Source organism: Burkholderia sp. Bp9142 (assembly GCF_003853415.1).
Taxonomy (GTDB): domain Bacteria; phylum Pseudomonadota; class Gammaproteobacteria; order Burkholderiales; family Burkholderiaceae; genus Burkholderia.
In genome coordinates this window covers 140062-166658 of the sequence record NZ_QTPP01000001.1, presented here as the reverse complement: position 1 = coordinate 166658, position 26597 = coordinate 140062, and the positions used below count along the sequence as shown (strand labels likewise).

The 26597-nt window shown below is 68.9% G+C and carries 29 protein-coding genes; 11 read left to right on the top strand and 18 right to left on the bottom strand.

The features are described from left to right. Window positions 1-382 precede the first annotated feature (382 nt). Together DIE22_RS00770 and DIE22_RS00765 are read left to right on the top strand one after the other, a co-directional pair. Window positions 383-1855: a sigma-54 dependent transcriptional regulator gene (locus tag DIE22_RS00770; RefSeq protein WP_124495633.1), complete on the top strand. Its 1473-nt coding sequence runs from the start codon at window positions 383-385 to the stop codon at window positions 1853-1855. 61 nt (window positions 1856-1916) lie between these two features. Then, on the top strand, window positions 1917-2390 hold the full coding sequence (locus DIE22_RS00765; RefSeq protein WP_124495631.1) for a hypothetical protein: 474 nt from the start codon (window positions 1917-1919) through the stop codon (window positions 2388-2390). 442 nt (window positions 2391-2832) lie between these two features. Here the strand turns inward: DIE22_RS00765 and DIE22_RS00755 are convergent, their stop codons facing one another. Further along, window positions 2833-3615: an ABC transporter substrate-binding protein gene (locus DIE22_RS00755; protein ID WP_124495629.1), complete on the bottom strand. Its 783-nt coding sequence runs from the start codon at window positions 3613-3615 to the stop codon at window positions 2833-2835. A 235-nt stretch (window positions 3616-3850) separates the two neighbouring features. Between DIE22_RS00755 and DIE22_RS00750 the strand changes: the two genes are divergently transcribed. Together DIE22_RS00750 and DIE22_RS00745 are read left to right on the top strand one after the other, a co-directional pair. Next, window positions 3851-4270 (top strand): MbcA/ParS/Xre antitoxin family protein, encoded by a 420-nt coding sequence (locus DIE22_RS00750; RefSeq protein WP_124495627.1) that lies wholly within the window; start codon window positions 3851-3853, stop codon window positions 4268-4270. 2 nt (window positions 4271-4272) lie between these two features. Further along, window positions 4273-4968, top strand: coding sequence for an RES family NAD+ phosphorylase (locus DIE22_RS00745; protein ID WP_124495625.1), 696 nt, complete (start codon window positions 4273-4275; stop codon window positions 4966-4968). A 60-nt stretch (window positions 4969-5028) separates the two neighbouring features. Here DIE22_RS00745 and DIE22_RS00740 read toward each other — a convergent pair whose 3' ends face one another. Next, window positions 5029-5754, bottom strand: a complete 726-nt coding sequence (locus DIE22_RS00740) for a metallophosphoesterase (protein WP_124495623.1) — start codon at window positions 5752-5754, stop codon at window positions 5029-5031. A 136-nt stretch (window positions 5755-5890) separates the two neighbouring features. On the opposite strand from DIE22_RS00740, the gene DIE22_RS00735 reads away from it, so the two are divergent. Continuing rightward, on the top strand, window positions 5891-6544 hold the full coding sequence (locus DIE22_RS00735; protein WP_124495621.1) for a DUF1345 domain-containing protein: 654 nt from the start codon (window positions 5891-5893) through the stop codon (window positions 6542-6544). 6 nt (window positions 6545-6550) lie between these two features. Here DIE22_RS00735 and DIE22_RS00730 read toward each other — a convergent pair whose 3' ends face one another. After that, window positions 6551-7219: a glutathione S-transferase family protein gene (locus DIE22_RS00730; protein WP_124604097.1), complete on the bottom strand. Its 669-nt coding sequence runs from the start codon at window positions 7217-7219 to the stop codon at window positions 6551-6553. A 133-nt stretch (window positions 7220-7352) separates the two neighbouring features. Next, a complete protein-coding gene (locus tag DIE22_RS00725; RefSeq protein WP_124604095.1) occupies window positions 7353-8063 on the bottom strand; it encodes a class I SAM-dependent methyltransferase in 711 nt (236 codons plus the stop codon). A gap of 295 nt (window positions 8064-8358) precedes the next feature. Here DIE22_RS00725 and DIE22_RS00720 point away from each other — a divergent pair, with 295 nt between their 5' ends. Then, window positions 8359-10008: a DUF3459 domain-containing protein gene (locus DIE22_RS00720; RefSeq protein WP_124495615.1), complete on the top strand. Its 1650-nt coding sequence runs from the start codon at window positions 8359-8361 to the stop codon at window positions 10006-10008. Window positions 10009-10045: 37 nt separating this feature from the next. Here the strand turns inward: DIE22_RS00720 and DIE22_RS00715 are convergent, their stop codons facing one another. The 5 genes from DIE22_RS00715 to DIE22_RS00695 all read right to left on the bottom strand — a co-directional run bounded on the left by DIE22_RS00715 (window position 10046) and on the right by DIE22_RS00695 (window position 14742). Then, window positions 10046-10630 carry a thiamine phosphate synthase gene (locus DIE22_RS00715; RefSeq protein ID WP_124604093.1) on the bottom strand — a complete coding sequence of 195 codons (585 nt, stop codon included), beginning with the start codon at window positions 10628-10630 and terminating at the stop codon, window positions 10046-10048. Between the two features lie 22 nt (window positions 10631-10652). Continuing rightward, window positions 10653-11996: a hemolysin family protein gene (locus DIE22_RS00710; RefSeq protein ID WP_124495612.1), complete on the bottom strand. Its 1344-nt coding sequence runs from the start codon at window positions 11994-11996 to the stop codon at window positions 10653-10655. Between the two features lie 76 nt (window positions 11997-12072). Next, window positions 12073-12852 (bottom strand): sensor histidine kinase, encoded by a 780-nt coding sequence (locus DIE22_RS00705; protein ID WP_124495610.1) that lies wholly within the window; start codon window positions 12850-12852, stop codon window positions 12073-12075. A gap of 67 nt (window positions 12853-12919) precedes the next feature. Further along, a complete protein-coding gene (locus DIE22_RS00700) occupies window positions 12920-13843 on the bottom strand; it encodes a DMT family transporter (protein ID WP_124495608.1) in 924 nt (307 codons plus the stop codon). Between the two features lie 41 nt (window positions 13844-13884). Continuing rightward, entirely contained in the window at window positions 13885-14742 is an 858-nt protein-coding gene (locus DIE22_RS00695) for a LysR family transcriptional regulator (protein WP_124495606.1), read from the bottom strand. A gap of 109 nt (window positions 14743-14851) precedes the next feature. On the opposite strand from DIE22_RS00695, the gene DIE22_RS00690 reads away from it, so the two are divergent. The 3 genes from DIE22_RS00690 to DIE22_RS00680 all read left to right on the top strand — a co-directional run bounded on the left by DIE22_RS00690 (window position 14852) and on the right by DIE22_RS00680 (window position 17895). Then, window positions 14852-15235, top strand: a complete 384-nt coding sequence (locus tag DIE22_RS00690) for a tautomerase family protein (protein ID WP_124604091.1) — start codon at window positions 14852-14854, stop codon at window positions 15233-15235. A 138-nt stretch (window positions 15236-15373) separates the two neighbouring features. Then, window positions 15374-16999, top strand: a complete 1626-nt coding sequence (locus DIE22_RS00685; RefSeq protein ID WP_124604089.1) for a CHAD domain-containing protein — start codon at window positions 15374-15376, stop codon at window positions 16997-16999. A gap of 56 nt (window positions 17000-17055) precedes the next feature. After that, window positions 17056-17895 (top strand): TOBE domain-containing protein, encoded by an 840-nt coding sequence (locus DIE22_RS00680; RefSeq protein ID WP_124495600.1) that lies wholly within the window; start codon window positions 17056-17058, stop codon window positions 17893-17895. A gap of 192 nt (window positions 17896-18087) precedes the next feature. Here the strand turns inward: DIE22_RS00680 and DIE22_RS00675 are convergent, their stop codons facing one another. The 4 genes from DIE22_RS00675 to DIE22_RS00660 form a co-directional block, all read right to left on the bottom strand. Then, complete coding sequence (locus DIE22_RS00675) at window positions 18088-18789, bottom strand: sulfate/molybdate ABC transporter ATP-binding protein (RefSeq protein ID WP_124495598.1); 702 nt, start codon at window positions 18787-18789, stop codon at window positions 18088-18090. Between the two features lie 106 nt (window positions 18790-18895). Next, window positions 18896-19573: a molybdate ABC transporter permease subunit gene (gene modB, locus DIE22_RS00670; protein ID WP_124495949.1), complete on the bottom strand. Its 678-nt coding sequence runs from the start codon at window positions 19571-19573 to the stop codon at window positions 18896-18898. A gap of 10 nt (window positions 19574-19583) precedes the next feature. Then, complete coding sequence (gene modA, locus DIE22_RS00665; RefSeq protein ID WP_124495596.1) at window positions 19584-20381, bottom strand: molybdate ABC transporter substrate-binding protein; 798 nt, start codon at window positions 20379-20381, stop codon at window positions 19584-19586. Window positions 20382-20517: 136 nt separating this feature from the next. Next, window positions 20518-21216, bottom strand: coding sequence for a phosphatase PAP2 family protein (locus tag DIE22_RS00660; protein WP_124495594.1), 699 nt, complete (start codon window positions 21214-21216; stop codon window positions 20518-20520). Window positions 21217-21463: 247 nt separating this feature from the next. On the opposite strand from DIE22_RS00660, the gene DIE22_RS00655 reads away from it, so the two are divergent. Both DIE22_RS00655 and DIE22_RS00650 read left to right on the top strand, forming a co-directional pair. Continuing rightward, a complete protein-coding gene (locus tag DIE22_RS00655; RefSeq protein ID WP_124495592.1) occupies window positions 21464-22573 on the top strand; it encodes a PHB depolymerase family esterase in 1110 nt (369 codons plus the stop codon). An 81-nt stretch (window positions 22574-22654) separates the two neighbouring features. After that, window positions 22655-22831 (top strand): DUF3563 family protein, encoded by a 177-nt coding sequence (locus DIE22_RS00650; RefSeq protein WP_006753395.1) that lies wholly within the window; start codon window positions 22655-22657, stop codon window positions 22829-22831. 118 nt (window positions 22832-22949) lie between these two features. Here DIE22_RS00650 and DIE22_RS00645 read toward each other — a convergent pair whose 3' ends face one another. The 5 genes from DIE22_RS00645 to DIE22_RS00625 form a co-directional block, all read right to left on the bottom strand. Then, entirely contained in the window at window positions 22950-23369 is a 420-nt protein-coding gene (locus DIE22_RS00645) for an organic hydroperoxide resistance protein (protein ID WP_011658280.1), read from the bottom strand. Between the two features lie 167 nt (window positions 23370-23536). Further along, a complete protein-coding gene (locus DIE22_RS00640) occupies window positions 23537-23989 on the bottom strand; it encodes a MarR family winged helix-turn-helix transcriptional regulator (protein WP_124495590.1) in 453 nt (150 codons plus the stop codon). Between the two features lie 180 nt (window positions 23990-24169). Next, window positions 24170-24979, bottom strand: coding sequence for a BPSS1780 family membrane protein (locus tag DIE22_RS00635; protein WP_124604087.1), 810 nt, complete (start codon window positions 24977-24979; stop codon window positions 24170-24172). After that, window positions 24970-25968 (bottom strand): homoserine kinase, encoded by a 999-nt coding sequence (locus DIE22_RS00630; protein ID WP_124495586.1) that lies wholly within the window; start codon window positions 25966-25968, stop codon window positions 24970-24972. Before DIE22_RS00630 ends, DIE22_RS00635 begins: the two co-directional genes overlap by 10 nt. Window positions 25969-26074: 106 nt before the next feature. Further along, window positions 26075-26482 carry a hypothetical protein gene (locus tag DIE22_RS00625; protein WP_124495584.1) on the bottom strand — a complete coding sequence of 136 codons (408 nt, stop codon included), beginning with the start codon at window positions 26480-26482 and terminating at the stop codon, window positions 26075-26077. Window positions 26483-26597: the final 115 nt, after the last annotated feature.

Genomic DNA, 26597 nt, shown 5'->3' with positions numbered 1-26597 from the left:
GATGATTGACCGGCGTCAAGCGGAAAACGGTTGCGGGCGCGGGCGCCGGACGGCCCCCGGGCCGCGCCGGCGCGTGCGGCCGGTCCGGTCCCGCATGCCCGGCATCGCATGCCGGGCCGGCGCGCCCGCGCCGGCGCGGTTTCGCGCGCTCGCTACCCGGACGGCCGTATTGCGCGTCCGCCCCGCGCCACCGGGATAACACCCATCTAGCCGCGCGTCGGCGGCATCGATATACCGTTCATGAAAGGACCGGCCCGGCGCACGATTGTTGCCCGGGGGGATTTTATTCGGACGGAAATGCGGCCAATATGTCGGTTCGATCGAGGTCCGTCGGACCCGGCGGCGAGCCGGCGCACGATACCAACGCCAAGCGGGGAACAACATGGTTGCAAGGTCACCCGACGCAAGCGGGACGGCGGCGCCCGAAATGCCGCTCGTATCCGTTACTGCTCCCGAGGCCGGACGCAAGCTGTTCGTGATCATGCGTTCGCCGGACGAGCCGTTGCTGGCGCAACTGCGCGGGCTCGGCTGGGAGATCTCGGTCGCGAAGACGGCCGGTGCCGCGCAGAACATGACGTCCGGCGTGAACGTCGCGGCCGGGCTCGTCGATTTCTCGGGCTTCACGTCGCGCGACTATCCCGCGCTGAAGGCGTGCCTGAGCCAGCCGGCGATCGGCTGGATTTCCATCGCGCAGGCCGGCATCACGATCAGCACTGCCGTGCGCGAACTGATCCGCAGCTACTGTTTCGATTACGTGACGCTGCCGTTGCCGTACGAATGGATTTCGCACGTGCTCGGCCATGCACGCGGGATGGCCGCGCTCGATCGCGTCGACGGCGCGGCATACGCGGCGTCGATCGGCGAGCACGGGATGATCGGCAACTGCGAAGCGATGCAGCAGCTATTCAGCACGATTCGCAAGGTCGCGAAAACCGACGCGAGCGTGTTCATCTCCGGCGAGTCGGGCACCGGCAAGGAACTGACGGCGCTCGCGATCCACGAGCGCTCGGTGCGCGGCAAGGGGCCGTTCATCGCGATCAACTGCGGTGCGATTCCGCATCACCTGCTGCAGTCGGAACTGTTCGGCTACGAGCGCGGCGCATTCACCGGGGCGAACCAGCGGCGCGCGGGCCGGATCGAATCCGCGAACGGCGGCACGCTGTTTCTCGACGAAATCGGCGACATGCCGGTCGAAAGCCAGGCGAGCCTGTTGCGCTTCCTGCAGGAAGGGAAGATCGAGCGGCTCGGCGGCCAGGAATCGATTCCGGTCGACGTGCGGATCATCTCGGCGACGCACGTGGATCTCGACGGCGCGGTCGAGGCCGGACGCTTCCGCGCGGACCTCTATCACCGGCTCTGCGTGCTGCGCATTCACGAGCCGCCGCTGCGCGCGCGCGGCAAGGACATCGACATCCTCGCGCATTACGTGCTGCAGAAATACAAGGCCGACAGCGGACGCAAGATCAGCGGCTTCACGTCGGCGGCGCTCGACGCGATGCGCCGCTACGAGTGGCCCGGCAACGTGCGCGAGCTGATCAACCGGGTGCGCCGCGCGATCGTGATGGCGGAGAGCCGGCTGCTGACGCCGCACGATCTCGGGCTCGAGACGCCGGGCGAAACGGAACCCGTGACGCTCGAACAGGCGCGTTCGCTCGCCGAGCGCACCGCGATCGAGAACGCGCTGCTGCGCAACGATCACCGGATCAACAAGGCTGCCGCCGAACTCGGCATCTCGCGCGTGACGCTCTACCGGATGATGATCGAGCACGGGCTCAACGACCACGACAACAACGGCGATAACGGCGGGAAGGACGGCTCGCCGCCCGGCGACGCCGACCACCAGCGAGTCGGCTGAACGGCGGCAGGGAAGCGTCCGCGCCGGTCCGTGCGCGGGCGTCCGGCGGTATGTAAAGGACGTGAAACGTTTCCTGCCGGCAGCCGTGCGACTGGACCCGGCAAATGCGGGCGGCGGCGTGCCGCCCGCGCCGGGAAAATTTTCCGCATCGTCCGTGCGCCTTGTCCGGCAAGGCGTTGCCGCCGCGCGGCCGAGGCCGCCCGTGCGCGGCATGTTTCAGTTTTGCAACGTCCTGCATGTCCCGACCGAGCGGGCCGCAGGCTTGTCCGATGAAAGCCTTGTGCAGACGGCCGCGTACGAAGCTGGCCCGCTCCTTGCGGAGGTTGAGGTGCGAGAGTCGACGACGTGGCGTCCGGCCGGTCAGGCAGCGAACCCTGCAAGGGCCGGCAAGGACGCAGTCCGCGGGGATGATCGGCGGGACGGGCGGCACTGCCCCGTTCCGGCCGGCACGGGCCGTCGTCGTCGGATCGTCGGGGCACCGGCGATGTCCGGTTGCCGGCACAAGCAACGACTCGAATACGGGGTAGAAAAATGATGAACGATCACCACACGCCGCGGCCGGCAGGCCGCGATCGCAGTGATTCGACCCATCGCCGGTCGACCGCGCACCTTGCTGCCGGCCGGCATGCGTCGACAGGCCATCTCTCCGCGCCCGGTGCGAGGCGGATCCGGCTGATACCCGGTCATCCGCGCCGGGCCGGCGCTTTCCTGCTGGCCAACCCGCTCCGCATGGGGATGTGCACGCGGGCACCGGTACCCCGGCGCCCGATCTTCGCTTATTGACGTCGAGCGCCTGCGGTCGCCAGCGCAGGTGATCCGTCTGCAATGCGAATGATGTGCGGCATCCGGGTGCGCGACACGGACGATGAAACCGGTGTGACGGCAGATGTCAGGGAGGCGTCGCCGTCCGGCGAGCAGGGGAGGGGCGGTCGGACCGCGCGCGACGGGCATCTCACCCGTCCGCGCGCGGCGCCGCTTCAGCCGCCGTAGATGTCGAAGTCGAAGTACTTCGACGCGAGCCGCTTGTAGGTGCCGTCCTTGACCATGTCGAGGATCGCGCGGTCGATCTTCGCCTTCAAGTCGGCATCTTCCTTGCGCAGCCCGATGCCGGCGCCGATGCCGAGCACCTTCTCGTCGACGAGTTCGGGCCCGACGAACTGGTAGCCCGCGCCGCGCGGCGACTTCAGGAACCCGATCGCAGCCTGCACCTCGTCCTGCAGCGCGGCGTCGAGGCGTCCCGACGTGAGGTCCGCATACACGCCGTCCTGGTTCTGGTACGACACGACGTTCGCACCTTGCTTCGCCCAGTACGCCTTCGCATACGCTTCCTGCGTCGTGCCCTGCTCGACGCCGATCGACTTGCCCTTCAGCGATTCGGCCGTCGGCAGCAGCGGCGAACCCTTCTTCACGACGAGCCGCGTCGGCTGGTTGTAGATCTTCGTCGTGAAGCCGATCTGTTCCGCGCGTTGTGGCGTGATCGACATCGACGACAGGACCGCGTCGAACTTCTTCGCCTTCAGCGCGGGAATCATCCCGTCGAAATCGTTCTCGAGCCACACGCATTTGGCCTTCAACCGCGCGCAGATCTCGTTGCCGAGGTCGATGTCGAAGCCGACGAGCTTGCCGTCGGGCGCCTTCGATTCGAACGGCGCGTAGCTGGCGTCGGTGCCGAAGCGCAGCGTGGTCCAGTCCTTTGCGGCGGCGGGGCCTGCCGATACCGCGAGCAGGGCGATCGAAACGGCGGCAATCAGTCTCTTCATGATGGTGGTTCCTTGGCGTGGTCTATCCGGTTCGGGCGCCCCGGTTGCTGCGGACACGTACCGCATGCCGGTGCGCTGTCCGCACGGCCATTAACGCAGAAAATAAAATTGCAGTCCAGAATGGACAAAAAATATCGACTCGATGGGTGGGATGCCGGCATCGCGGGGGGCGACCCTTGCAAAAATACGAAAATGGACTAATCTTGTTAGTAGATTCATTTCGAGACTAACGATCATGTCACAGCCCGCCTTCGATCCGCATTCCGCCCCGCGGCAGGCTTCGGTCGCGCAGATGTCGGCGGCCGGCCTGCGTGCGTTCTTCAACATCGCGCGCGACTGGGCGCTGACGATCGACGAACAGATCGTGCTGCTCGGGTCGCCCGGCCGCTCGACGTTCTTCAAGTGGAAGGCATCGCCCGAATCGGCGCGCCTGCCGCGCGATACGCTCGAGCGGCTATCGCTGCTGCTCGGCATCTACAAGGCGCTGCAGATCCTGCTGCCGCAGCCGGCCGCGGCGGACGCGTGGGTCAAGCGGCCCAACGACGCGGCGCCGTTCGGCGGCAAGCGCGCGCTCGACCGGATGCTCGCCGGCAACGTCGGCGACCTGGTCGCCGTCCGGCAATATCTCGATGCGATGCGGGGTGGCTGGGCGTGACGATGCCGACCGAAACGCAACACTGGCCCACGATCGTCGTCGACTGGGCACCTGCCTATCGCGTGATTCCCACCCGTTTTCCAGCCATCAACCTGTTCGACCGCGTCGCGTCCGCCGAGGATTTCGATGCACTCTATGCGCTCGAATCGCTGACCAACGACCGCATTCGCAACGAAGTCGGCACGCTCGAACTCGTGCCGCCGGCCGAGCGCCGCTACGGCCCGGGCTGGGGGCCGATCATGGCCGCATTCACGCACCTGAATCCGCAGGGCAGCCGCTTTTCCGACGGCAGCTACGGCGTGTTCTACTGCGGGCGGTCGCGCGATACGGCGATCGCCGAAACGCGCTATCACAGCGGGCTGTTCCTGGCCGCGACGAAGGAGCCGCCGATGCGCCAGCAGATGCGGCTCTACACGGTGGTCGCGCAGGGCGATGTCGCGGACGTGCGCACCTGGCAGCAGCGCAGTCCGGGCTTGCTCGACCCGCTCGATTACAGCGCGGGGCAGGCGCTCGGCCGCGCGGTGCGCAATGCGGGCGGCGCGGGGATTGTCTATCCGTCGGTGCGCGACCCGCGCGGCGAGTGTCTCGCCGCGTTCCGCACGACGCTGCTGCGCGACTGTCATCACGCGGCGTATCTGGAATACAACTGGAACGGTGCGGCGATCGATGCGGTGTTCGAACTGAACCAGGTAGGCTAGCGGGGCCCGCGCGTGCAAACGCGTGCGCGTGGGCCCGTCATTAGCGAACAGACCCTGCACCTATGGCAGCGGCAGGTCGCCCGCGTGACGTGCGCGCGCGTCGGCCTGGGTGAGCGACCACGTCTCGCCCGTGCGAGGTTCGACGATCGTCAGCCGTCCGGACGGTGCGAACGCGCCCGTGTCGATGAACCATTGCGCGCCGATGCGCTGCGGCGCACGCACGGGCGTATGACCGGTGCAGGTGAGCGACAGGCCGGCCTGCCGGGCCGGGTCGACGAGCCCCTGGACCAGGTCGCGCCCCCAGATCAGCCGTTCGCGCACGTCGGGCGAATAGCTGCCCGCATCGAGCTCGGCATCGGAACCGAAGAATTCCGCATGCAGCACGTTGAAGCGCACGGCGCCGTCGCCGATCACGCGCACGAGCGGCAGCGCGTCGACGCGCGCCGCATGGGCGTGCAGCCGTTCCGGCGGCAGATCGGCGCCCCAGTCGCCGCCGATGCCGCGCCACGCATCGGGCGGCAGCTTGCCGCGCGACACGAGGCTCAGCACTTCTTCGTGATTGCCGCGCACGACGTGGCACCACGGGCGGTCGAGCAACTCGAGCGCGGTTTCGGACGCAGGGCCGCGGTCGACGAGATCGCCGACCGAGAACAGCCGGTCGTGAGCCGGGTCGAAGCCGATGTCGTGCAGCAGCGCGCGCAGCACATCCACGCAGCCATGCAGATCGCCGACGACGAAGTCGCGGCCGGCCGCGTTCACGGGGTGGTGGCAGAGGGCAGGTGTCATGCCGATATCTTAGGCGCTCACGCCCGTCGCAACGTCATGCAGGAATGGCGATAATCGGGGCGGTACCCGCCGGCGCGGCGCAGCGGGCCGTTTGCGCGCCGGTCGAACCCTTTCCATCCGCTTTCGGAATCACACGATGACCCTTTATCCGCAGGTATTACGCAACCGGCCGCGCATGGTCGCGGCCTTCGTCGCGGGCGTGCTGTGCGCGGGGCTGCTGCCGTTCCAGTTGAGGCCGACCGCGCGTGTGCTGATCGGCTGGGATTGCGCGGTCTGGCTGTATCTCGTGCTGATGTGGGTGCGCATGGTCACCGCCCATCATCACAAGGTGCGCGAAGTCGCGATCCGCGAGGACGAGAACGCGACGACCGTGCTGACCGTCGTGTGCCTCGCGACGGTCGCGAGCGTCGCCGCGATCGCGATCGAGCTCGCCACCGCGAAGAGCGTCGGCTTTCGCGCGGGGCTCGGCCATTACGCGGTCACGGGTGCGACGCTGTTCGGTGCATGGTTCCTGATTCCGACGATCTTCACGCTGCACTACGCGCGGCTCTATTACGGCTCGCCGAGCGGCGATCGCGCATTGCGTTTCCCCGACCGCAATCCCGAGCCCGACTACTGGGATTTCCTGTATTTCGCATTCACGCTCGCGGTCGCGTCGCAGACGGCCGACGTGTCGCTCGCGAACCGTTCCGCGCGCCGCTCGGTGCTCGCTCAGTCGATCCTGTCGTTCTACTTCAACATGGCCGTGCTCGGGCTGTCGATCAACGTCGCGGCGGGGTTGCTGAGCTGATGCGGGCTACCTGAGCAGTTCGTACGGACCGCCGCGCTCGAGTGCGCGGCGGTAGGCGGGCCGCGCGTGGATCGCGTCGAGAAAGCGCGCGATCGCCGGATGCTGGCCGCCGTCGCCGCGCGCCATCGCGGCTTCGAGCGGGAAGCTCATCTGGATGTCGGCCGCGCTGAAGCCGTCGCCGACGAACCAGCCCGTGCGCGTCAGCGCGTCGTCGACATGGCCGAGATGCAGCGCGATCTGCGGATCGACGAAGCCCGATTGCAGCGTCGCGGCGATCTTGCGCGCGATCGGCCGCGAGAAGAACGGCATCGGCGCATGCGCGATCCGCAACGCGACGAGCTTCAGCAGCAGCGGCGGCATCGCCGACCCTTCCGCGTAGTGCAGCCAGTACGTGTAGTCGTGCCGCTCGGGCGTGCCGCTCGGCGGCGCGAGCCGGCCGTTGCCGTAGCGTTCGACCAGGTACTCGATGATCGCGCCCGATTCCGCGATCGTGCGGCCGTCGTCGGTGACGACGGGCGACTTGCCGAGCGGATGGATCGCGCGCAGCGCGGGCGGCGCGAGCATCGTCTTTGGATCGCGCTCGTAGCGCACGATCTCGTACGGCACATCCAGTTCTTCGAGCAGCCAGAGCACGCGCTGCGAACGCGAGTTGTTCAGGTGATGGACGGTCAGCATGTCGAGGCCGGAAGAGGGGCGGGAACGACATCATACCGAGCGCGGATGACGCCGCGCCGGTCATGCCGCCGTGCGATTGCCTGGCAGCAGCCCGGCTCCCGGCGCAGCGTGTGCCGCCTGCCGTCACGCGTCGTCACGTGCTGCGCCGCACCGCGATCCACGCGCCCCAGAACAGGCTCGAGAAAAAGCGCAGCGGCGCATCGAAACCCGCGTCGTGCAGCAGTGCGGACACGGCTTCCTCCGACGCAGGCGGATCGGCGCCCTGCAGGATTTTCGCCAGCTGCGCACGCACGGCGTCGGGCGTCGCGCCCTTCATGCGCCAGCGCTGCTGCCACGCATCGAGCAGGCGAGGGTGGTCCGCGTAGCGGCGATGGTTGCCCGCCAGCACGAGCGGTGCGCCGGGCTTCAGGCGGCGCGCGATCGCGTCCAGCAGCGCGGCCTTCGCCGGGTCGCCGGGGACGTGATGCAGCACGCCGATCAGCGTCGCGCCGTCGAAGGCCGGTGCTTCGGGCAGCGCATCGACGCCGGCCTCGATGAAGTTCGTGCGCGCGGCGAAACCTGCCGCTTCGACGTTGGCACGCGCGAGCGCGAGCATCGGCGCGGACGGGTCGACGGCCGTGAACTGCCAGCCCGGTTCGAGCGCGGCGGGCACGCAGATTTCCTGCCCCGTGCCGCCCGCGCCCACCACGAGGATCCGCGCATCGGCCACGCCGATCGCCGACGCGAGCATGCACGCGGCGAGCTCGTGGCACGCTTCATAGCCGGCCAGCGCGATGCGGGATTGTTCGGCGTATTCGTGCGCGCGTGCCGGATCGAATTTCGCGGCGCCGGCGGTGAGCGACATGGCGGATTCCTCGGGTTCGGGCGCGGACGGCGTGTCCGCGCATCGAACCGAGCGTAAGCGCGGGCCGGCGGCGCAACAAGGCGAGCGGCCATTCCGGTATGCGCACTACCTGACTCGGCGTGCAGCGCGCAAACGTTGGCGGGGTCGATTCGCATTTAAAAATGTGAGGATTCGATGCGTTGCGATCATGAAACCGGCGCATACTTTTGTTCCCCCCCTGCCTGGCCGTCGCATGCCGGGCCCCGATGCGCCGCGCCGATCGCGCGGCCATGCCGCTCGGCACGAGGAGCGCATCATGTCAGATTGTCCGCACGATCCGTATGCGCAGCACTACATTCACTGCCTGCCGTCCGGCGCGCAGCCCTGCGGCGCGCTCGGTACGTCGCCGCGCACGCATTTCCGCGTGTGGGCGCCGGGCAGCACGCACGTTCAGCTCGAACTCGATACCGGTTACGGCCCGACGCTCGTCCCGATGACGGCCGCCGGCCCAAGCTGGTTCGAAGCGTTCGTCGAATGCGGTGCGGGCGCGCGTTACCGTTACCGGCTCGACGATGTCGCGTCGATTCCCGATCCCGCATCGCGTTCGCAACCCGACGGGCTCAACGGCCCGAGCGAGGTCGTCGATCCGCGCGCGTTCACCTGGCGCAACACGTTCTGGCGCGGCCGTCCGTGGGAAGACATCGCGCTGTACGCGATTCGTCCGCACGCGGTGGGCGGCTTCGACGGCGTGCGCCGCCGGCTGCCGAAGCTCGCGCGCCTCGGCGTGACCGCGCTCGAGCTGCTCGCGTCGCCACACGACAGCCTGCCGTTCGCGCCGCTCGCGGCCGAGGGCGGCCCCGACGCGCTGAAGGCGCTGATCGACGACGCGCACGGCTATGGTCTCGCGGTGCTGCTGGAGCTCGATTACGCGCGCTTCGGCAGCGGCACCGACGCGCTGCGCCATTACGCGGCGCCGTTCTTCCATACGCGCGACGATCCGCTGCAGGCGCCGCCGCTCGCGCTCGACCACCCGGAAGTCTGCGACTTCTTCTGCGACAACGCGCTGTACTGGATCGACGAATACCGTTGCGACGGGCTGCGGCTGCGCGAGGCCGACCGGATCGGCACGTCATGGCTGCGCGAGATCGCCGACCGCGTGCGCGCGGCCGTGCCGGCCGACCGGCTGATCCACCTCGTGCTCGGCAGCGAGCGTCATCCGGTGCATCTGGCCGACACCCATTTCGATGCGCAATGGAACGGTTGCGGCGAACGCGCGCTGCATCGGTTGACGGACCGCGACGCGGCCGCTCACGAGGGAATCTCGACACACCAGTCGATCCATACCCTCGCTCGCGCGCTGACCGCGGCCGGCACGGCGTTCCAGCCGGCCACGGCGGGCGACGGCCCATGCGCCCAAGGGTTGTCGCTGACGTCGCTGGTGCTGTCCGACGGTGCGTGGCGGGAGAGCGAGCATGGCGACGACGAACAGGCGCCGGGCCTCGCCGCGCTCGCGCTGTCGCTCCTGACGCCGCAGATCCCGCTGATCTTCGATGAAACCGCGCGCGATGCCGATCGTGCGCATTTCGTGCAATCGGCGCTCGCGGTGCGCGCGAAGCTGATTGCGCCGCGGCTGGCCGATTGCCGGCCGCAGGACGCGCATACGCTGAAGGCGGACGATAACGGCGAGGCCGACGCGCTGCTCGCGTCATGGCGGCTCGCCGATGACGAGACGCTGACCATCGCACTGAACCTGTCGCCCGACGCGGTGCCGTTCGACGCGCCGAGAGGGCAGGTCGTGTTCGAGACGCCGGCACGCGCACGCGACCGCGTCGACGAGGGATCGTTGCCGCCGTATTCGCTCGTCGCGTGGCTCACGGGCGACGTCAACCGGTACGCACTCACGCACGACGTGCGCCGGATCGACGACGGCGCGAGGCGCGGGATGCGCCCCGATCTGAACGCGTGATGCCGGGCAGGTCGGGCGCCGGTGCGCCCGGCCGCATTTACCAGAAGCTTCGAATACCCGCGACCCCGTACGCGCCGTGGCGGCGCGCGTCGTCGAGATGCGCGCGCGTCATGCCGCCGAGCGCATAGACCGGCATCACGGCCTGCGCGGCCAATGCCGCGAACTGTGTCCAGCCGAGCGTCGGCGCGCCGGGATGGCTGAGCGTCGGCAACACGGGCGACAGCGTGACGAAATCCACGCCCGCGCGCGCAGCCAGCACGAGATCGTCGGCCGTGTGGCATGCGGCCGACACGCGGCGCGCGGCCGGCAGCGGCCGCTGCGCGACGGCGCGCAGCGCGGCGCCGTCGAGATGCCAGCCCGCGCCGTCGAGCTGCATGACACCGGCCGCGTCGATCGGCCCGTTGACCATCAGTTGCGCGCCGGCCGCGTCGCAGCGCGCGAGCGCATCGGCGGCCAGCCGCGCGAACGCGGCCGGGTCGAACGACTTCACGCGCAACTGCACGAGCGTCTCGCCGCGCGCGAGCACGGCCGACAGGCGCTCGAGAAAGGCGTGGCAATCGGCGGCCGACGCGGATGCCGGCTCCGGCGTGATCACGCAGCAGCGCGGCAGCGTCGCGCTCATCGCGAGCGGCGAGCGGCGGCCGTCATTCGTCGGCCTCCTTCGCGATCTTCGGATAGACGCGCACCAGCACGATGCGCGGCCCGTTCATCTTTTTCACGACGACGTCGAAGCGATCGAACGACACGCGCTGTCCTTCGGTCGGCAAATCGCTCAAAGCCTGGATCACGAGGCCGCCGACCGACTCCGCGCGCCCTTCGTCGATGTCGATGCCGAGCGCCTGCTCGAGCGACACGACGGGCAGGCTGCCCTTGCCCATCAGGGTGCCGTCGTCGAGGCGGGTCCAGTCCGCGTCGCCCTGGCGGAACTCGTCGTGGATCTGGCCGACCAGCGCGCCGAGCAGGTTGTCGAGCGTCAGGAAGCCGATCGGCTTCTCGCCCTTGTTGCCGACCAGCGCGAAGTGCGGCGCACCCTTGCGGAAGCGGCGGAACAGCTCCAGCGCCGGCGTGTCGGGCTTCACGTACTGCACCGGGCGCACGTAGTCGGACAGGTCCTCGAGCGCCGCGCCCGCGTGACGCGCGAGCAGCAGGTCCTTCAGGTGGATCAGCCCGCTTACCTGTTCGCGCGCCGTATCCTCGAACAGCGGATAGCGGCTGAAGCGGTGGCGCGCGACGATTTCCATGTTGTCGGGCAGCGGCAGGTCGCGGCGCAGGCCGATCATTTCATGCGCCGGCCGCATCAGGTCCGACACCGTCATCGACGAGAAATCGAGCGAATGCGCGAGCGTGTTCCACTCGTCGTTGGTGTACGTGCCGCGCGCCGGCTGGGCCGTGTTGCCGGCCGTGCTGCGGCGGCTGCGCAGGATCAGCTTCAGCTCGTCGGTCGAGTAGTGCGCATCGCCGCCGTGGTCGGCCGACAGCCCCGCGAGCTTCAGCACCGCGTTCGCGCTGGTGTTGAGCACCCAGATCGCCGGGTACATCGCCCAGTAGAACGCGTACAGCGGCAGTGCGACCCACAGGCCGACCTTCTCCGACTGGCGGATCGCCATCGATTTCGGCGCGAGTTCGCCGACCACGATGTGCAGGAACGAGATCAGCGAGAACGCGAACACGAGCGAGATCAGGTGCACGATGCGTTCGGACTGCACGCCGATCAGGTCGAGCAGCGGGCCGATCAGTTCCGCGAACGCCGGCTCGCCGACCCAGCCGAGGCCGAGCGACGCGAGCGTGATGCCGAGCTGGCACGCGGACAGATACGCGTCGAGCCGGCCGTGCACGATGGCGAGGATGCGCCCGCGCAGGCCGTGCTTGCGGGCAAGTGTCTTGACGCGCGTCGCGCGCAGTTTGACGAGGCCGAATTCGGCTGCGACGAAGAACCCGTTCAGGGCCACCAGGAACAACGCGCCGATGAGCGCGAAGATCTGTAACAAGGAATCGCTCCAGTCATGACAGGCCCGACAGTATAGGGCCAGAAAGGAAAATGTAATGTGTCGGGCGGCCGGTTGCTTACACCGGCGCCTCGCAGGGGACGGAGAGCGAGAGGGTGACGGCGGCGCCGTCGGCGAACGGGGCGTGCGTGAAGGTGCCGGCGTGCGCGAGCGCGACACGCTGGCACAGCGCGAGCGTCCAGGCGACGCGCTTCGCGTCGCGCGGGCGCAGCATCTCGTGGCGTGCGAACGATTCGAAGGCGTGCGGCAGCGCCGGGTCGGCAAGGGCGCCGGCGCTCACGTCGCAGGTGACCTGCGCGGCGCACAGCGCGCCGTCGCGCGTGCACGCGAACGTCACGCGGCCGCCGGCGGCGCTGGCTTCGACGGCTGTCGTCAGCATCGTCCAGAGCGCCTGCGCGATGCGCTCGCGATCGGCGGTCAGTGACGGCTCGCCGTCGGGCAGCGTCGCATCGAGGCTCACCTGCCGTGCGTCGGCGAGCGCGAAGCGCACCAGGGCGAGCGTGTCGTCGAGCAGCGGGCGCAGCGCGAACGGCTGCGCGGTGATCGCGAGCGCGCGCGTTTGCGCGCGCGGCGCGTCGAGCACGTCGTCGATCAGCGCGACCTGCTGGTCGATCCCCGTGCGGATGCCCGCGAGCGCGCGCTGCAGGTTCGGGTCGGCGCTGGCGAGCTGGCGCTCGAGCACATACGCCCAGCTGTGCATTGCGTTCAGCGGGCTGCGCAGGTCGTGCGATGCGGTGGAAAGCGCCTGGTCGCGCAGGAACAGCGCGGCCTCGGCGGCATAGTGCGCTGCGCGTTCGCGCAGCAGGTCGGCGGCGGGATCGGCGGGAATGGACGTCACGGAGCTGGCCTGTCGGAAGCGGTTGGCATGAAAAACACGCGAACCGCCATTATAGGGATCGCGCATGTCACGCCGGCAGCGCGTCCTCGTCCTTTTTCCGGGCGTCGCCGTTCGGCAGCAACTGGCAGGCGAGCAGGCCGGCCAGCATCAGCGCGCAGCCGACCAGCGCGCGCAGCGTCAGCATCTCGCCGAGCGCGGCCCAGCCTGCGATGGCCGCGAACACGCCTTCCATGCTGAAGATCACGGCTGCATGCGCGGGCGCCGCATCGCGCTGAGCGACGACCTGCAGCGTATAGGCGACGCCGACCGACAGCAGCCCGCCGTACAGCAGTGTCGGCAGCGCGCTGCGCAGCATCGCGACGCTGATCGGCTCGATCACGAGGCCGGCCGCGAGACACAGCACGCCGCACGTGACGAACTGCAGAAAAGCGAGCACGAGCGGATCGTGCCGTTTCGCGAAATGGCCGACGGCCATCACGTGCGCGGCGATGACGACCGCGCCCGCGAGCTGGAACCAATCGCCGTAGAGCACCGAGAAATGCTCGTCGATGCTGAGGAAATACAGGCCGATCGCCGCGAGCAGCGCGCCGAACCACGTGCCGGCGCCGATCCGGTGGCGGACGAACACGCCCATCAGCGGCACGATCACGACGTACAGCGAGCTGATGAAGCCCGCGTTCGCGACCCGCGTGTACTGCAGGCCGAACTGCTGCAGCGAGATCGATACGGCGAGCAGCCCGCCAAGCGCGAGGCCAGGCACCAGCAGCGCCGGCTCGCGGCGAATCGCCGCCAACTGCGCGCGCGACGCCGCATTGAGCGCCAGCAGCGGGATCAGCACCAGCGCGCCGAGCAGGAAGCGCAGCCCCGTAAACAGGAACGGTCCGATCACGTCGAGGCTCAGCCGTTGCGCGACGAACGCCGAGCCCCAGATCGCGGCGGCGGCGAGCATCAGCAGGTTGGCGTGGAGGTGCTTGCGGGCTTCGGGCTTCATCGGCATTCGTCAGGAGATTGCGGGCGGCGAAACCGCTTAGTTTACGCCGAGATTGCAATGCTGTCGGAAAACCTGCGCAGTGCGGCCGCCGCGCGGGTGTCGCGCACGCGCGAATACAGCACGACCCGCGAGTGCGGCAGCGGCGGCAGGCCGAATTTCACGCCGACGTCGACCAGCGTGCGCGGTGCGACGCGCCGGGCCAGCGGACAGACCGCGAGCCCGGCCGCGGCGGCGGCCGTGACCGCGGCAACGCCGCCGCCCGTAAAGCGCTCGCGCCACGGCCGCCCTGCATGCTCGAGCGCCCGCAGCGCGGCGGCCCGCACGCCGCACGGCCCGGCCAGCACCGCGAGCGGCAGCGGTTCGCCTGCCCGTGGCGCCCAGTCGGGCGCGGCGAGCCATGCGAGCGGTTCGGTAAACAGCAGCGTGCAGTCGTCGCGCGGGGGATCCTCGCCCGGTTCGTGCCGCACGATCGCCGCGTCGAGCCGGCGTTCGTCGTACTGCACGAGCAGGCTCGACGACATCCCCAGATGCATCTCCAGCGACAGCCCGGGATCCTGCCGATGCAGGCTCGTCAGCACGGCCGGCAGGTCGGGCACCGCGACATGCTCGCTGACGCCGAGCGACAGGCGGTGCGTGCCGGCCGAAATCGCGCCGAGCGCCTGGTCGTGCGCGTCGAGCAGCGCCCGGGCGGCCGGCAGGAAGTTTTCGCCGTCCGCCGCCAGCTTGACGACGCGCGGCGTGCGCGCGAGCAGCGGCTTGCCGAGGTGCGCTTCGAGCCGCTTCAGTTTCAGGCTGACGGCCGACTGCGTGGTGCCGAGCGCGTCGGCCGCGCGCGTGAAGCTCGCGAGATCGGCGACCAGCACGAACGCGCGCACCGCATCGAGGTCGAGGACTTTCATTTCTATCGTAAATGAATGAAATATCGATTGATGACTGTTAATTATAGTCGTGCACGCCTAACCTGACGTCGCGTTCCCGTTTTTCAACGTCACCGAAAGGAGCAGGACCATGCCATTCACCCGGATCGCAGTGCGCGAAGGCAAACCGGCCGCCTACCGCGCGGCGCTCGTCGACGGCGTGCATCGCGCGCTGATGCACACGTTCAACGTGCCCGAGGACGACATCTTCATGGTCGTGACCGAGCACCCGGCCGAGAACTTCGTCTTCGGCCGCCATTACCTCGACATCGAACGCAGCGACGATCTCGTGATGATCCAGATCACCGCGAACAACACGCGCACGCTCGAGCAGAAACAGGCGCTGTACCGGACCATCGCCGAGAACCTCGCGCGGCAGCCCGGCGTGCGCCAGCAGGACGTATTCATCAGTCTTGTCGAAGTGCTGAAGGAAGACTGGTCGTTCGGCAACGGCATCGCGCAATACGTCGTCTGATACGTCGTTCGATGCGCGACGGCGTGGCAGGGCCGGATCGTCGCCCGCGCGCTTTTGCGCCGTGTACTATGGAAGCTGCTTCACGGGCGACGCTGGCACGCAGGATGCGCCGGCGATTCTTCATGTGCGGGAGCCTCCATGTCGCGTGTGCTTGAAGTCGTGTTGTGTCTGTCGCTGGAAGGTTGGCCGGTCAAGACGGGAAGCCGGGTTCGTGGCGAGCAGCGCGACTTCGGCGCTGAACTCGTCCGTGCGTGGCGGATCTGTCCGCAGGTGCGGATGCGGCGCGGCCACGAGCGTGTGACGATCGAGCCGTGCCAGGTCGAGGAGGCCGAGCCGAGCCCCGGCGAGTGCTGGTGGACGTGGATCGAGTCGAACGTGCAAGGGCGGCGTGTCGTTGCATCCCGCACGAAGCGATTCGCGCCCGGCGTCGTGGCGCGCGAGCTGTTCGACGCCGAGCATGCCGGCATCGCCGTGGCCACGCCGGCGCCCGCGGCGCAAGCGGATGCGGAATCGGCAGAGACGGCGGGCGAGGGCGTGACGCCCGGCCCCGTTGACGAAGCGGCGGTCGCCGCATCGTCCGGGCCGGCACCGCCGAGGCTCGTCAGCGAGCGGCGGCGCGGGCGATGGGCGGACGACAGCGGCGTGGTGGTCGAGATGACGCTCGACGACGTCACGCTGCACGGCGGCACCGAGTCGCCGCGCCGCCATGGCGAACTGCGCCTTGCGGCGCCCGACTGGGAAACCGTCGCCGCACGCACGGCCGCGCTGCGCGCGCTGTTCGCCGCCGCGCGCGAGCTCAGCGGCGCATGGCCCGCGTTCGTGCAACTGACCAGCGTGATCGATCGCGCGTGCGCGGGCGAGCCTGACGCCCCTCGGCCGGTCAAGGCGCAGCTCGTCGACCTGGCCGGCATCCGCACGCAGCGGGCCGCGCTGTTCGCGCTGTCTGGCGACATCGCGGCGCAATGGCTCGGCAACGAGAGCGGCGTGCTGGATCGCGACGATCCCGAATTCGTGCACCAGATGCGTGTCGCGCTGCGCCGGCTGCGCACGCTGGTGCGCTTCTTTCCGCGCTTCGCGGATGATCAGTGGACGGATACCTTCGGTGTCGACCTGCGCTGGCTCGCCTCGCTGCTCGGCACCGTGCGCGACTGGGATGTGTTCTCGACCGAAAGCCTGCCCGCGCTGATCGCGGCCGACGGCGGCAGCGCCGACTGGGACGGCACGCTCGACGCCGCGCGCGCGCAGGCGACGGCGGCGCGCGTCGAGTTGCGCCAGGCGCTGCATTCGGCGCGCTATGCGCGACTGACGCTCGGCTGGCTCGAATGGTTGAGCACGTTCGCGCTGCCGCCGGCTGCCGGCGACGACGACGCGCCGTCGCTGCGGCGTCACGCGACCAGGCGCGTGCGGCGGCTGTTCGGTCATCTGTATGCATCGCCGTCGCTCACGTCGCTCGATACGGCCGCGCGGCACCAGGTGCGGATCGACGCGAAGCGGCTGCGCTACGCGCTGGAATTCTTCGCGTCGCTGGCCTCGCGCCGCACGCGCACCGAAACGGTCAAGACGCTCGCGCGCGTGCAGAGCGTGCTCGGTGAGGCGAACGACACGATGGTCGCGCTGCATCATCTCGAGCACCTGGCGGCGCCCGCGTACCAGCGCGGTTTCGTGCGCGGCTACGGTGCCGCGCTCGAGCAACGCGCGGCGAGCGACGCCGAGGCGCTGCTCGCGAGCCTGCGCCCGCCGAAGCTCGACGGCAAGCCGCGGTGATGCGTTGAGCGGCGCGCGATCCCTATAATGGCCCCCCGTTTTCTTCAGACAGACCGATGAGCGACGCGACGCCTCCTTCCTCCTCCGCCGGACCGCTCGAACTGGCCGGCGAACTGTGGTTGCGCGCGGGCCAGCAGACGCTCGGCGGCGCCACCCGCATCGCGCTGCTCGCGGCGATCGGCGATACCGGGTCGATCACGCGTGCGGCAAAGGCCGTCGGCCTCAGCTACAAGGCCGCGTGGGATGCGATCGACACGATGAACAACCTGGCCGGCGAGCCGCTCGTGACGCGTTCGACGGGCGGCAAGGGCGGCGGCGGCACGACGCTGACGCCGCGTGCGACGTCGCTGATCGCCGCGTTCCGCACGATCGAGCGCGAGCATCGCCGCTTCATCGACGCCGCGAGCGCGGCGGTGTCCGGCTTCGACGTCGACTGGGCGCTGATCGGCCGGATCGGGATGAAGACGAGCGCGCGCAACCAGTGGTTCGGCAAGGTCGAGTCGATCGTGCGCGGCACGGTGAACGACGAGGTGACGCTCGTGCTGCCCGGCGGGCAGGTCATCGTCGCGGTGCTCACGCACGAAAGCGCCGACGCGCTCGGCCTGGAGCCGGGGGCGGATGCATGCGCGCTCGTGAAGGCGTCGTGGGTCGTGCTGGCGGTCGACGATGCAGCCGAAGCGACCTTGAAGGTATCCGCGCGCAACCAGCTGCACGGGACGGTCGAAACCGTCGCGGCGGGCGCGGTGAACAGTGAGGTGACGCTGGCGCTCGACGGCGGCGGGACGCTCACGGCCGTGGTGACGAACGACAGTGTCGGCGCGTTGCAACTCGACGCCGGCCGGCGCGCGATCGGGCTGTTCAAGGCATCGAGCGTGATTCTCGCGGTGACGGGCTGACCGCGCGCGGCGGCGCGCGCCCATTCAGGCGGCGGCCGCGCGCGGACGAGGCGAAACCGGCGCCGCGCATCGTGCACGAGGCGTCGGCTTCGATCCCCTTTTCAGCTTGTTCCAGCTGGTTCCAGCGTGTGCCGCCGGTGCGGCGTCTCTCAGGCTCCAACGTGGCCACGAGGGGCCACGGCCTTCGCGCGCTCAGGTGACGCGCGTCGGCCACTCGGCGTGCGGTGTTGCGGCCTGCACGCGTCCTTCGTTCAATTGCACGACCTGGTCGCCGAACGCGGCGACGTCGTCGGGGTCGTGCGAGATGAGCATCATCGGGATATCGAGCCGCGCCTGCAGTTCGGCGAGCTCGTGGCGCATGCGCTGGCGCATCGTGCTGTCGAGCGCCGCGAACGGCTCGTCGAGCAGCAGGATGCGCGGCTGGGCGACCAGCGCACGGGCCAGCGCGACGCGCTGCTTTTGTCCGCCCGACAACTGCGACGGGAATTGCCCGGCGAGCGTGTCGAGTTCGAACGCCTGCAGCCAGTACGCGACTTCGGGCAGCACCGTCTTCGCACGCGGGTTGCGCAGGCCGGGCGTGAGCCCGAACGCGATGTTCTGGCGCACGTTCAGGTGCGGAAACAGCGCGTAGTCCTGGAACAGGTACGCGACGCGGCGCGCACGGGTCGGCACGTCGATGCCGCGCGCGGAATCGAACAGCGGTTCGTCGTTCAGCGTGATCGTGCCTTCGTCGGGCGACAGCAGGCCGGCAATCGCCTGCAGCGTCATGCTCTTGCCCGCGCCGGAGGGCCCGAACAGCACGACGCGCTGCGTGGTGGCCGTGAACGACACGTCGAGCGTGAAGCGGCGCTCGGCGTTCGCGTAGGTCTTGCGGATATCGACGGCGACACTCATGCGGGCCTCCGTCGTGCCGCGCCGCGCGTGCGGGAAACCGCCCGCGCGACGGGAAGGCATTTTGCCGCGACCGGTGAGGCGCAGCGGCACGGATGCGGCGCGCGCGTCATGTCAGCTGGCTCCGCCCGGCGCGCGACGGCACGAGCCAGCCGGTCGCGAGCAGCACGAGCACGCAGGTGATCGACGTCACCAGCACGAGGAAGTTGGCCGTGTTGTCGTCGCCGGCCTGCACCGCCGCATAGATCGCGACCGACAGCGTCTGCGTGCGGCCGGGCAGGTTGCCGGCGATCATCAGCGTCGCGCCGAATTCGCCGAGCGCGCGCGCGAAGGCGAGCAACGCGCCGGCCAGGATGCCGCGCATGGCGAGCGGCAGCGTCACGCGGAAGAACACCGCGGCTTCGCCGAGCCCGAGCGTGCGTGCCGCGCGCTCGAGATGCGGATCGACGCTTTCGAACGCGGTGCGTGCCGACTTCAGGATCAGCGGGAACGCGACGACCATCGATGCGATCACCGCGCCCTGCCACGTGAAGACGAGTTCGATGCCGAGCGTGTCGAGCCACGCGCCGAATACGCCGCGCCGGCCGAGCAGCACGAGCAGGTAATAGCCGAGCACCGTCGGCGGCAGCACGAGCGGCAGCGTCAGCAGCGAATCGACCACGTCGCGCAGCGGGGAGCGCCAGCGCGCGAGCATGAAGGCGGCGGCGACGCCGAGCACGATGTCGAGCGCGGTCGCCCAGCCGGCGACCTTCAGCGACAACAGCAGCGGTACCCAGGCGTCCTGCATCATGTTGCGCTCACTTGCCCGCGGGCTTGAAGCCGAATGTCGACAGCACGGCCTGGCCCTGCGGTGACACGACGAAGTCGATGAACGACTGCGCCTGCGCGGCATGGCGGCTGTCCTTGACCACCGCGATCGGATAGGTGATGGCCGTCTGCGTCGGCACGGTCAGCGCGACCTTCACGCGGCCCGGCATGATCGCCGCGTCCGTGCCGAACACGAAGCCCGCGTCGACTTCGCCGCGCGCGACGTAATCGAGGCTCTGGCGCACGTTGGCGGCCAGCACGCCCTTTGCGCTGACGGCATCCCACACGCCTGCGGCGCGCAGCGCACCTTCCGTATAGCGGCCGACCGGCACCGACGCCGGGTCGCCGTACGCGATGCGCTTCACGCCGGGCGCCGTCAGGTCGTTCAGCGAGGCCGGCGCGGCCGCGTGGCTGTCCGCCGGCACGATCAGCACGAGCGAATTCGCCGCAAAGTCGCGACGCGTGCCGGGCACGATGACCTTTTCGCCGACCGCGCGATCCATCGCCTTCTGGTCGGCCGATGCGAACACATCGGCCGGCGCGCCCTTGGCGATCTGCTGCATCAGCACGTCGGACGCGCCGAAGTTGAACAGCACCTTGGCGTCCGGATGCTGCTTCTGGTACGCGTCGCCGACGGCCTTGAACGCGTTCGTCAGGCTCGCGGCCGCCGACACGACCAGCTCGTCGGCGGCGGAAGCCGGCGCGCTGAACGCGATGCCCGCTGCAAGCGTGGCGAGCGGCAACAGGCGGAGCAGGGTGCGGCGAAGCGGGCGGACGGTCGAGCGCATGGTCTGGTCGTTTGAATGGTTGAAAACCATAATCGTAATATAGGGCGGGTTATAACGCTCGACATACCGCTCATGCGACGGTGCGCATGAAACCTTTAGCCTTGAAAGGCGGCGGGAGCGGCGTGCGTGCGGCCCGTCACGCGTGCAGCGACGGCAGCAACGACCCGGTGCGGTGCAGCGACGCCGGCTGCGACGCCGGCCGGTAGTTCGGATTGGCTTTCCAGCGGGCGCGGACGAACGGCCGCTCGTGCCCCGACAGCTCCAGCGCGACCTTGGTGACCCACTGGTGCGACGGCACCGTGATGCCGTGCAGCGCGACGGTGACGAGCACGAGGCTCGCAACGACCGCCGCCACCGACCAGCGGTGCGGCACCGCGTGCCACGAGCCGGCGATGAACGCCAGCGCGGCGATCGCGCCGACGATGCAGCCGGTGATCGATTCGGACGGCGAATGCGCGTCGAGCGCGACGCGCGACACGCCGACCGCGATGCCGGCCGCGAGCCCGAGCGCGATGCCGGCGATTCGCACCGGCGTGCGCGTGCGGATCAGCGCGAGGAAGATCGCGACGGGATAGACCGACGTCGACAGCATCGCGTGGCCGCTGAACCCGGTGAAGTCCCACGAGCGGATGCCGATGCCCCAGCCGAGGAACGCGATCTTGGTGAGCGCGACGATCCCGATCGCGGCCGCGAGCACGCCGAGCCATGCGGCCGCGCGCTGCCACGAGTAGCCGAGCGCGAGCCACACGGCGATCGTGATCGCGAGCGGCAAGGTCAGGCCGGCGCCACCGAACGCGGTGATCGTGATCCACAGGTGAGACGACAGGTCGAACATCGGGAGGGGAACGGGCAGAGGCGGGACGAATGCTTAAATCAACGCGCGAGCCGGAAAGAACGACTACAACGGAAACAAGCGGCTAACCCCCAGTATAGCGCCGCGTGTGATCGAGGCCCGTTTTTGCGCCGCGGGGAACTATCCGCGTGCAGGAAAAATCCCAGAAACAATGTTATGGTGCATTGCACAAAGTCGAACGATGCACCCAGCATCGTGTCCCTATTTTTCCTGACTGCGAGCCCGATCGATGACCAAAAGTCTGACGAAAGTATGGCTGGGCGGCATGAAACGCATGCTGTCTCCGGCCGCCAAGCGTGCGACGCGCGATGCACAGCGGATCGCGCGCGACACGCTCGAAGCCGCAGCGTCGCCCGCCGGAACCGATCTGTCCCCGCTGCGCGAGTCGCGCGTGCGGCCACGCGCGGCCGCCTGGGCGGCCGGCGAATGGACGCGCGGCGAGCATCCGATGGCGCCCGCGCTCGGCCGCCTCGTCCAGCAGCTTGCATACGGGCTTTACGTTCCGCCTGGCCACCGGCGCGGCGCGATGCCGCTCGTCGTCATGCTGCACGGCTGCCAGCAATCGGTCGACGAGTTCGCGCAGGGCACCCGGATGAACCTGCTCGCCGACAAGCACGGCTTCGCGGTGCTGTATCCGGAGCAGTCGCAGCGCGCGCACGCGCACGGCTGCTGGCACTGGTATGAGGATACCGACCGCGCGGGGCGTGGCGAAGCGGGTGCGGTTGCATCGCTCGTCGATGCGCTCGTTGACGAGCACGGGTTCGACGCTTCGCGCGTCTACGTCGCGGGGTTGTCGGCTGGCGCGGGCCTGGCGACGCTGCTCGCGCTGCACCATCCGGACCGCTTCGCGGCGGTGGCGCTGCACTCGGGCCCCGCGCTCGGCGAGGCGAATTCCGGCATCAGCGCGATGGACGTGATGCGGCGCGGGCTGCGGCAGAACCCGGCGGCGGCCATCGACGCGCTGGTCGACGCCAGTGGGTATCCCGGCATGCCCGCGCTGATCGTGCAAGGCGACGGCGACCATGTCGTCGCGCCGAAGAATGCCGACCAGCTGACGGTGCAGTTCATGCGCCTGAACGGGCTCGCGGACAGCCGCGGCGCACTGCGCGGCGGCGAGCGCGTGGAGACGCGCGAGGCAGGCGCGCAGATCACCGACGTGCGCCGCGACGGCGAGTCGGTCGTGCGGCTTTGCCACGTCAAAGGGCTCGATCATGCATGGTCGGGCGGCGACGAAGCGGTGCCGTTTCATGCGGCGGTCGGCCCCGATGCGAGCACGATGATCTGGTCCTTTTTCGAAGAGAATCGTCGCACTGTGGCGACCGAACGACGCACCGTCTGATCGACGCTAGCCAGAAGCTAGCGTTTTCCCTATAATTCGGGAAAACCCTAGTCAAAGAACCTTTGGATTGCGAGATCGACCATGTACCTGCTGAGCCACCTCTTCCTGATGCTGACCAAGAACGCTGAAAAGGCCGCAAAAGAGCGCGCCGATGCGTACCTGTCCGAAGCAACCGACATCTACGATCTCGAATTCCGCATGCGCAAGATCGATCGCGAAGCCGCGATGAACCGTCCGTTCTCGTTCGGCTCGCGTTAAGCAGCGCAGCGCAGCGCAGCACGGGCCGGCTCGCCGGCCGGTCCGGCGAATCACGCAAAAGGGCGTGTGCGGCAGGCAGCCGCACACGCCCTTTTTGCATTCGGCGCCGCGCGTCGCGTCAGACGACCGTCAGGCGCACCGGCACGTTGTTGCGGGTCGCGTTCGAGTACGGGCACACGTGGTGCGCCTTGTCGACCAGTGCCTGTGCATCGGCCTTGTCGAGCCCCGGCAGCGACACGCGCAGTTCGATGTCGAGCCCGAAGCCGCCTGCGTCGTTCGGGCCGATGCCCACTTCCGCGGTCACTTGCGTGTCGGCCGGCAGCGTCTGCTTGTTCTGGCCGGCGACGAATTTCATCGCGCTCAGGAAACAGGCCGAGTAACCTGCGGCAAACAACTGCTCCGGATTCGTGCCTTCCGCGCCCGTGCCGCCGAGCTCGCGCGGCGCGGCCAGCTTCACTTCCAGCTTGTTGTCGGCGGAAACCGCGCGGCCGTCGCGGCCGCCCGTGCTCGTGGCGCTGGTCTTGTACAGAATGTTCATCGTGCAGCTCCTGTCGGAAGAAAGGGAGGAAAGCGGTCAAGCGGTCCGGTCGGACGGGATGTCGCCGGCCACGAGAGAAAATATAGAACACAAATGATTAGTGCGCAAATGAAATTTTAAAAAAAACGGGCCGGCAGTGCCGGACCCGTTTGCGATCGAGCGGTGCGTCAGCCTTCGTTGGCGGCCGACAGCGCGTCGCGCAGCTGCTGGAGATCCGCGCGCAGCCTGACCAGGAACTCGGGCGTTTGCTGCATTGCGCAAAAGAGATCGGCGGGTACCGAGCGCGCCTTGTCCTTCAGCGCGCGGCCTTCCGCCGTCACGCGCACGTTCACGACGCGCTCGTCGGTCGCGCTGCGCACGCGCTCGACGTAGCCGAGCGCCTCGAGCCGCTTCAGCAGCGGCGTGACGGTGGCCGGGTCGAGGTCGAGGCGGGCGGCGATGTCCTTCACCGCGATGTCGTCGCGTTCCCACAGGACGAGCATCGCCAGATATTGCGGGTAGGTCAGCGACAGCTTGTCGAGCAACGGCTTGTAGGCCTTCGTCATCGCATGCGAAGTCGCGTAGAGCGCGAAGCATAGTTGCTCGTCGAGCGTCTGGGGCAGCGGGGGCAGGCGGTCCATGATTCGGGTGGCGCGGCGGACGCGCTAACGATTTGCACACAAATTATTTTGCGCGCAAAAGATCCGGTTGAACAGGGCCGGGTGTGCGGGCATCGGGCGCGAGCGGGGACCGCGAGACTGGTGCCGGGCCGGCCGGGAGGAGGATGGACGGCCGGCGGCACGCGCCGGCCGAGGTCGGCCTCAGCGGCCCGACGTGGGCGTCGCGGCGCCCGGCTCCTGCACGCCGAAGCAACCGCGATAGGTTGCGTAGAACGAGCAGTACATCATCGTGACGATGATGATCGTCACCGGCATCATGATCGTCAGCCCATAGGCGCCGGCGCCGAGCGCCTGCAGCAGCAGCGACAGGCCGAACGACGTGCCGAGCGCGACGCCGAACCACAGCAGCCCGTACACGACGAACGCGCCGCGATTGCGCCAGCAACTGACGATGCTGAAGAACAGCGCCTTGGCGGGCGGGATGTCGTGCCACGCGGTGAGCACCGGCGCGAACCAGAACAGCATCGCGACCGGCGCGTAGAGCAGTGTCGCCAGCAGCAGCGCGCCGAGCGTGCCCTGCGTGACAAGCGCTTCCGGCGTCGGGCTCGCGTCGCTCGTCGCGCCCAGCATCATCTGGAGCAGCCCGCCGCCGTCCACGATGGACGACGCGGCGAACACCAGCACCATCAGCGCGACATAGACCACGCCCAGGAGGAGCAGCCGCTGCGTCGTCGTGGTGCCGTACGAGCGGAACCCGTCGATGAGGATCGTCGGCATCACCGGCTTGCCGGCGACCGTGTCGCGGCACGCGGCCATGAAGCCGACGGCGATGCCGGGAATGAACAGCAGCGGCAGCGCCGCGCCGATCACCGGCACCATCGACACCAGCGTGATCGCCAGCAGGTAGGTGAAGAACAGCGTGATGAACGCGAGCGGGTTCCGGCGGAACAGCCAGACGCCTTGACGGAACCAGACATAGCCCGCTTTCGCGGGCACTTCGATCAGTTGCATGCGGTATGGGTCTCGGGAAGCGCGGGCGTGTGGGCGATACGCTCACGCAGGATGCGTTCGAAATGACCGGGGTCGTGCGGTTTGAGCATTTCGGCCGCGCGCGGCAGGTAGAAGTCGTACAGGCGCGACACCCAGAAGCGGTACGCGCCCGCGCGCAGCATGTCGCTCCAGTGGCGGCGCTCCTCGGCCGTGAACGGCCGGACCGTCTGGTACGCACGCAGCAGTGCGTCGGCGCGCGCGACGTCGAGCACGCCCGTCGCGAGGTCGACGCACCAGTCGTTGACGGTCACCGCGACGTCGAACAGCCATTTGTCGCAGCCCGCGAAATAGAAATCGAAGAAACCGCCGAGCCGTACGTCATGACCGGTGCCGGGTGCCGCGTGCGCGAACAGCACGTTGTCGCGGAACAGGTCGCAGTGGCACGGGCCGCTCGGCAGCGCCGCGTAGTCGTCCGACGCGAAGAACGCGGCCTGGTGCGCGAGTTCGCCCTCGAGCAGCGTGCGCTGCGCGTCGGAGATGAACGGAACGATCGCCGGGACGTTCTCCCGCCACCACGGCAGGCTGCGCAGGTTCGGCTGATGGCGCGCATAGTCGCGCCCCGCGAGGTGCAGGCGGGCGAGCATCTGTCCGACTTCGATACAGTGTTCGACCCCCGGCGCGAGTTCGGCCGCGCCGTCGAGCTTCGTGACGATCGCCGCCGGCTTGCCGTGCAGCTCGCCGAACAGCGCGCCGTCGTCGCGCGGGATCGGGTCCGGCACCGGCACGCCGTGGCTCGCCAGATGGCGCATCAGGTCGAGGTAGAACGGCAGCTGTTCCGCCGTCAGCTTTTCGAAGATCGTCAGGACGTACTCGCCACGCGTCGTCGTCAGGAAGAAGTTGCTGTTTTCGATACCGGACGGAATACCGCGGAACGCCAGCACGTCGCCCAGTTCATAGTGGCGCATCCATTGCGCGAGATCGGAGTCGGAAACAGCGGTGAAAACGGCCATGCGAGATGCGTCTGGTCAGTTGTCGGCACGCGCGCGGCGTGCAGCGCGACAGGAGGTGAAGGGGGGCCCGCGCGCCGCGTCGGGACCGGCGCGGCGCGGCAGGAAATCAGTAGCGCAGGTTGACCGACGGCAGGCGCGTGATCGGGACGCCCGCGTCGTGCGGCTTCGGCGACGTGTCGGGCGTCGAGCTCATCTGGTAGCGCGTGCCGAAGTTCGACTTCACGTTGATCTCGACCGGCTTGCCGCGATCGCGATACTCGGTGACCTCGGTGCCGTTCCTGCTCTTTTCATGGAAGCTCGGCGTGCGGCGGATGTCGGCGAAGTCGACTTTCGACGTGACTTCGGCGCCCGGCCGGTTGATCTTGCGGAGATCGGGCAGGCCGGCGGCCTCGTTGGCCTCGGCCCGGGCCTGTGCGTCGGCGCCAGGCGTGCTGCCGGCGGCGTAGGCGGCGCCGGCAGCGGCAAACGTGCCAGCAAACGCGGCGGCAGCGGCGACGAGAATGAGCGGCTTCATGATGAGTCTCCAGTGAACCTTCCGATTTTAGCAAATACTGCGCGCTGCCCGGCCCTCGCGTGCAAGCGGCATGCAAGCGGGCGGCCATGAGCGTGACCGGGTTCCGTGGTAATGT

What these genes read in the sequence shown, in the direction of transcription:
- DIE22_RS00770 (WP_124495633.1), top strand. Translation starts at nt 383, where the DNA reads ATGGTTGCAAGGTCACCCGACGCAAGCGGGACGGCGGCGCCCGAAATG.
- DIE22_RS00755 (WP_124495629.1), bottom strand. Translation starts at nt 3,615, where the DNA reads ATGAAGAGACTGATTGCCGCCGTTTCGATCGCCCTGCTCGCGGTATCG.
- DIE22_RS00750 (WP_124495627.1), top strand. Translation starts at nt 3,851, where the DNA reads ATGTCACAGCCCGCCTTCGATCCGCATTCCGCCCCGCGGCAGGCTTCG.
- DIE22_RS00745 (WP_124495625.1), top strand. Translation starts at nt 4,273, where the DNA reads ATGCCGACCGAAACGCAACACTGGCCCACGATCGTCGTCGACTGGGCA.
- DIE22_RS00740 (WP_124495623.1), bottom strand. Translation starts at nt 5,754, where the DNA reads ATGACACCTGCCCTCTGCCACCACCCCGTGAACGCGGCCGGCCGCGAC.
- DIE22_RS00735 (WP_124495621.1), top strand. Translation starts at nt 5,891, where the DNA reads ATGACCCTTTATCCGCAGGTATTACGCAACCGGCCGCGCATGGTCGCG.
- DIE22_RS00730 (WP_124604097.1), bottom strand. Translation starts at nt 7,219, where the DNA reads ATGCTGACCGTCCATCACCTGAACAACTCGCGTTCGCAGCGCGTGCTC.
- DIE22_RS00725 (WP_124604095.1), bottom strand. Translation starts at nt 8,063, where the DNA reads ATGTCGCTCACCGCCGGCGCCGCGAAATTCGATCCGGCACGCGCGCAC.
- DIE22_RS00720 (WP_124495615.1), top strand. Translation starts at nt 8,359, where the DNA reads ATGTCAGATTGTCCGCACGATCCGTATGCGCAGCACTACATTCACTGC.
- DIE22_RS00715 (WP_124604093.1), bottom strand. Translation starts at nt 10,630, where the DNA reads ATGAGCGCGACGCTGCCGCGCTGCTGCGTGATCACGCCGGAGCCGGCA.
- DIE22_RS00700 (WP_124495608.1), bottom strand. Translation starts at nt 13,843, where the DNA reads ATGAAGCCCGAAGCCCGCAAGCACCTCCACGCCAACCTGCTGATGCTC.
- DIE22_RS00695 (WP_124495606.1), bottom strand. Translation starts at nt 14,742, where the DNA reads ATGAAAGTCCTCGACCTCGATGCGGTGCGCGCGTTCGTGCTGGTCGCC.
- DIE22_RS00690 (WP_124604091.1), top strand. Translation starts at nt 14,852, where the DNA reads ATGCCATTCACCCGGATCGCAGTGCGCGAAGGCAAACCGGCCGCCTAC.
- DIE22_RS00685 (WP_124604089.1), top strand. Translation starts at nt 15,374, where the DNA reads ATGTCGCGTGTGCTTGAAGTCGTGTTGTGTCTGTCGCTGGAAGGTTGG.
- DIE22_RS00680 (WP_124495600.1), top strand. Translation starts at nt 17,056, where the DNA reads ATGAGCGACGCGACGCCTCCTTCCTCCTCCGCCGGACCGCTCGAACTG.
- DIE22_RS00675 (WP_124495598.1), bottom strand. Translation starts at nt 18,789, where the DNA reads ATGAGTGTCGCCGTCGATATCCGCAAGACCTACGCGAACGCCGAGCGC.
- modB (WP_124495949.1), bottom strand. Translation starts at nt 19,573, where the DNA reads ATGCAGGACGCCTGGGTACCGCTGCTGTTGTCGCTGAAGGTCGCCGGC.
- modA (WP_124495596.1), bottom strand. Translation starts at nt 20,381, where the DNA reads ATGCGCTCGACCGTCCGCCCGCTTCGCCGCACCCTGCTCCGCCTGTTG.
- DIE22_RS00660 (WP_124495594.1), bottom strand. Translation starts at nt 21,216, where the DNA reads ATGTTCGACCTGTCGTCTCACCTGTGGATCACGATCACCGCGTTCGGT.
- DIE22_RS00655 (WP_124495592.1), top strand. Translation starts at nt 21,464, where the DNA reads ATGACCAAAAGTCTGACGAAAGTATGGCTGGGCGGCATGAAACGCATG.
- DIE22_RS00650 (WP_006753395.1), top strand. Translation starts at nt 22,655, where the DNA reads ATGTACCTGCTGAGCCACCTCTTCCTGATGCTGACCAAGAACGCTGAA.
- DIE22_RS00645 (WP_011658280.1), bottom strand. Translation starts at nt 23,369, where the DNA reads ATGAACATTCTGTACAAGACCAGCGCCACGAGCACGGGCGGCCGCGAC.
- DIE22_RS00640 (WP_124495590.1), bottom strand. Translation starts at nt 23,989, where the DNA reads ATGGACCGCCTGCCCCCGCTGCCCCAGACGCTCGACGAGCAACTATGC.
- DIE22_RS00635 (WP_124604087.1), bottom strand. Translation starts at nt 24,979, where the DNA reads ATGCAACTGATCGAAGTGCCCGCGAAAGCGGGCTATGTCTGGTTCCGT.
- DIE22_RS00630 (WP_124495586.1), bottom strand. Translation starts at nt 25,968, where the DNA reads ATGGCCGTTTTCACCGCTGTTTCCGACTCCGATCTCGCGCAATGGATG.
- DIE22_RS00625 (WP_124495584.1), bottom strand. Translation starts at nt 26,482, where the DNA reads ATGAAGCCGCTCATTCTCGTCGCCGCTGCCGCCGCGTTTGCTGGCACG.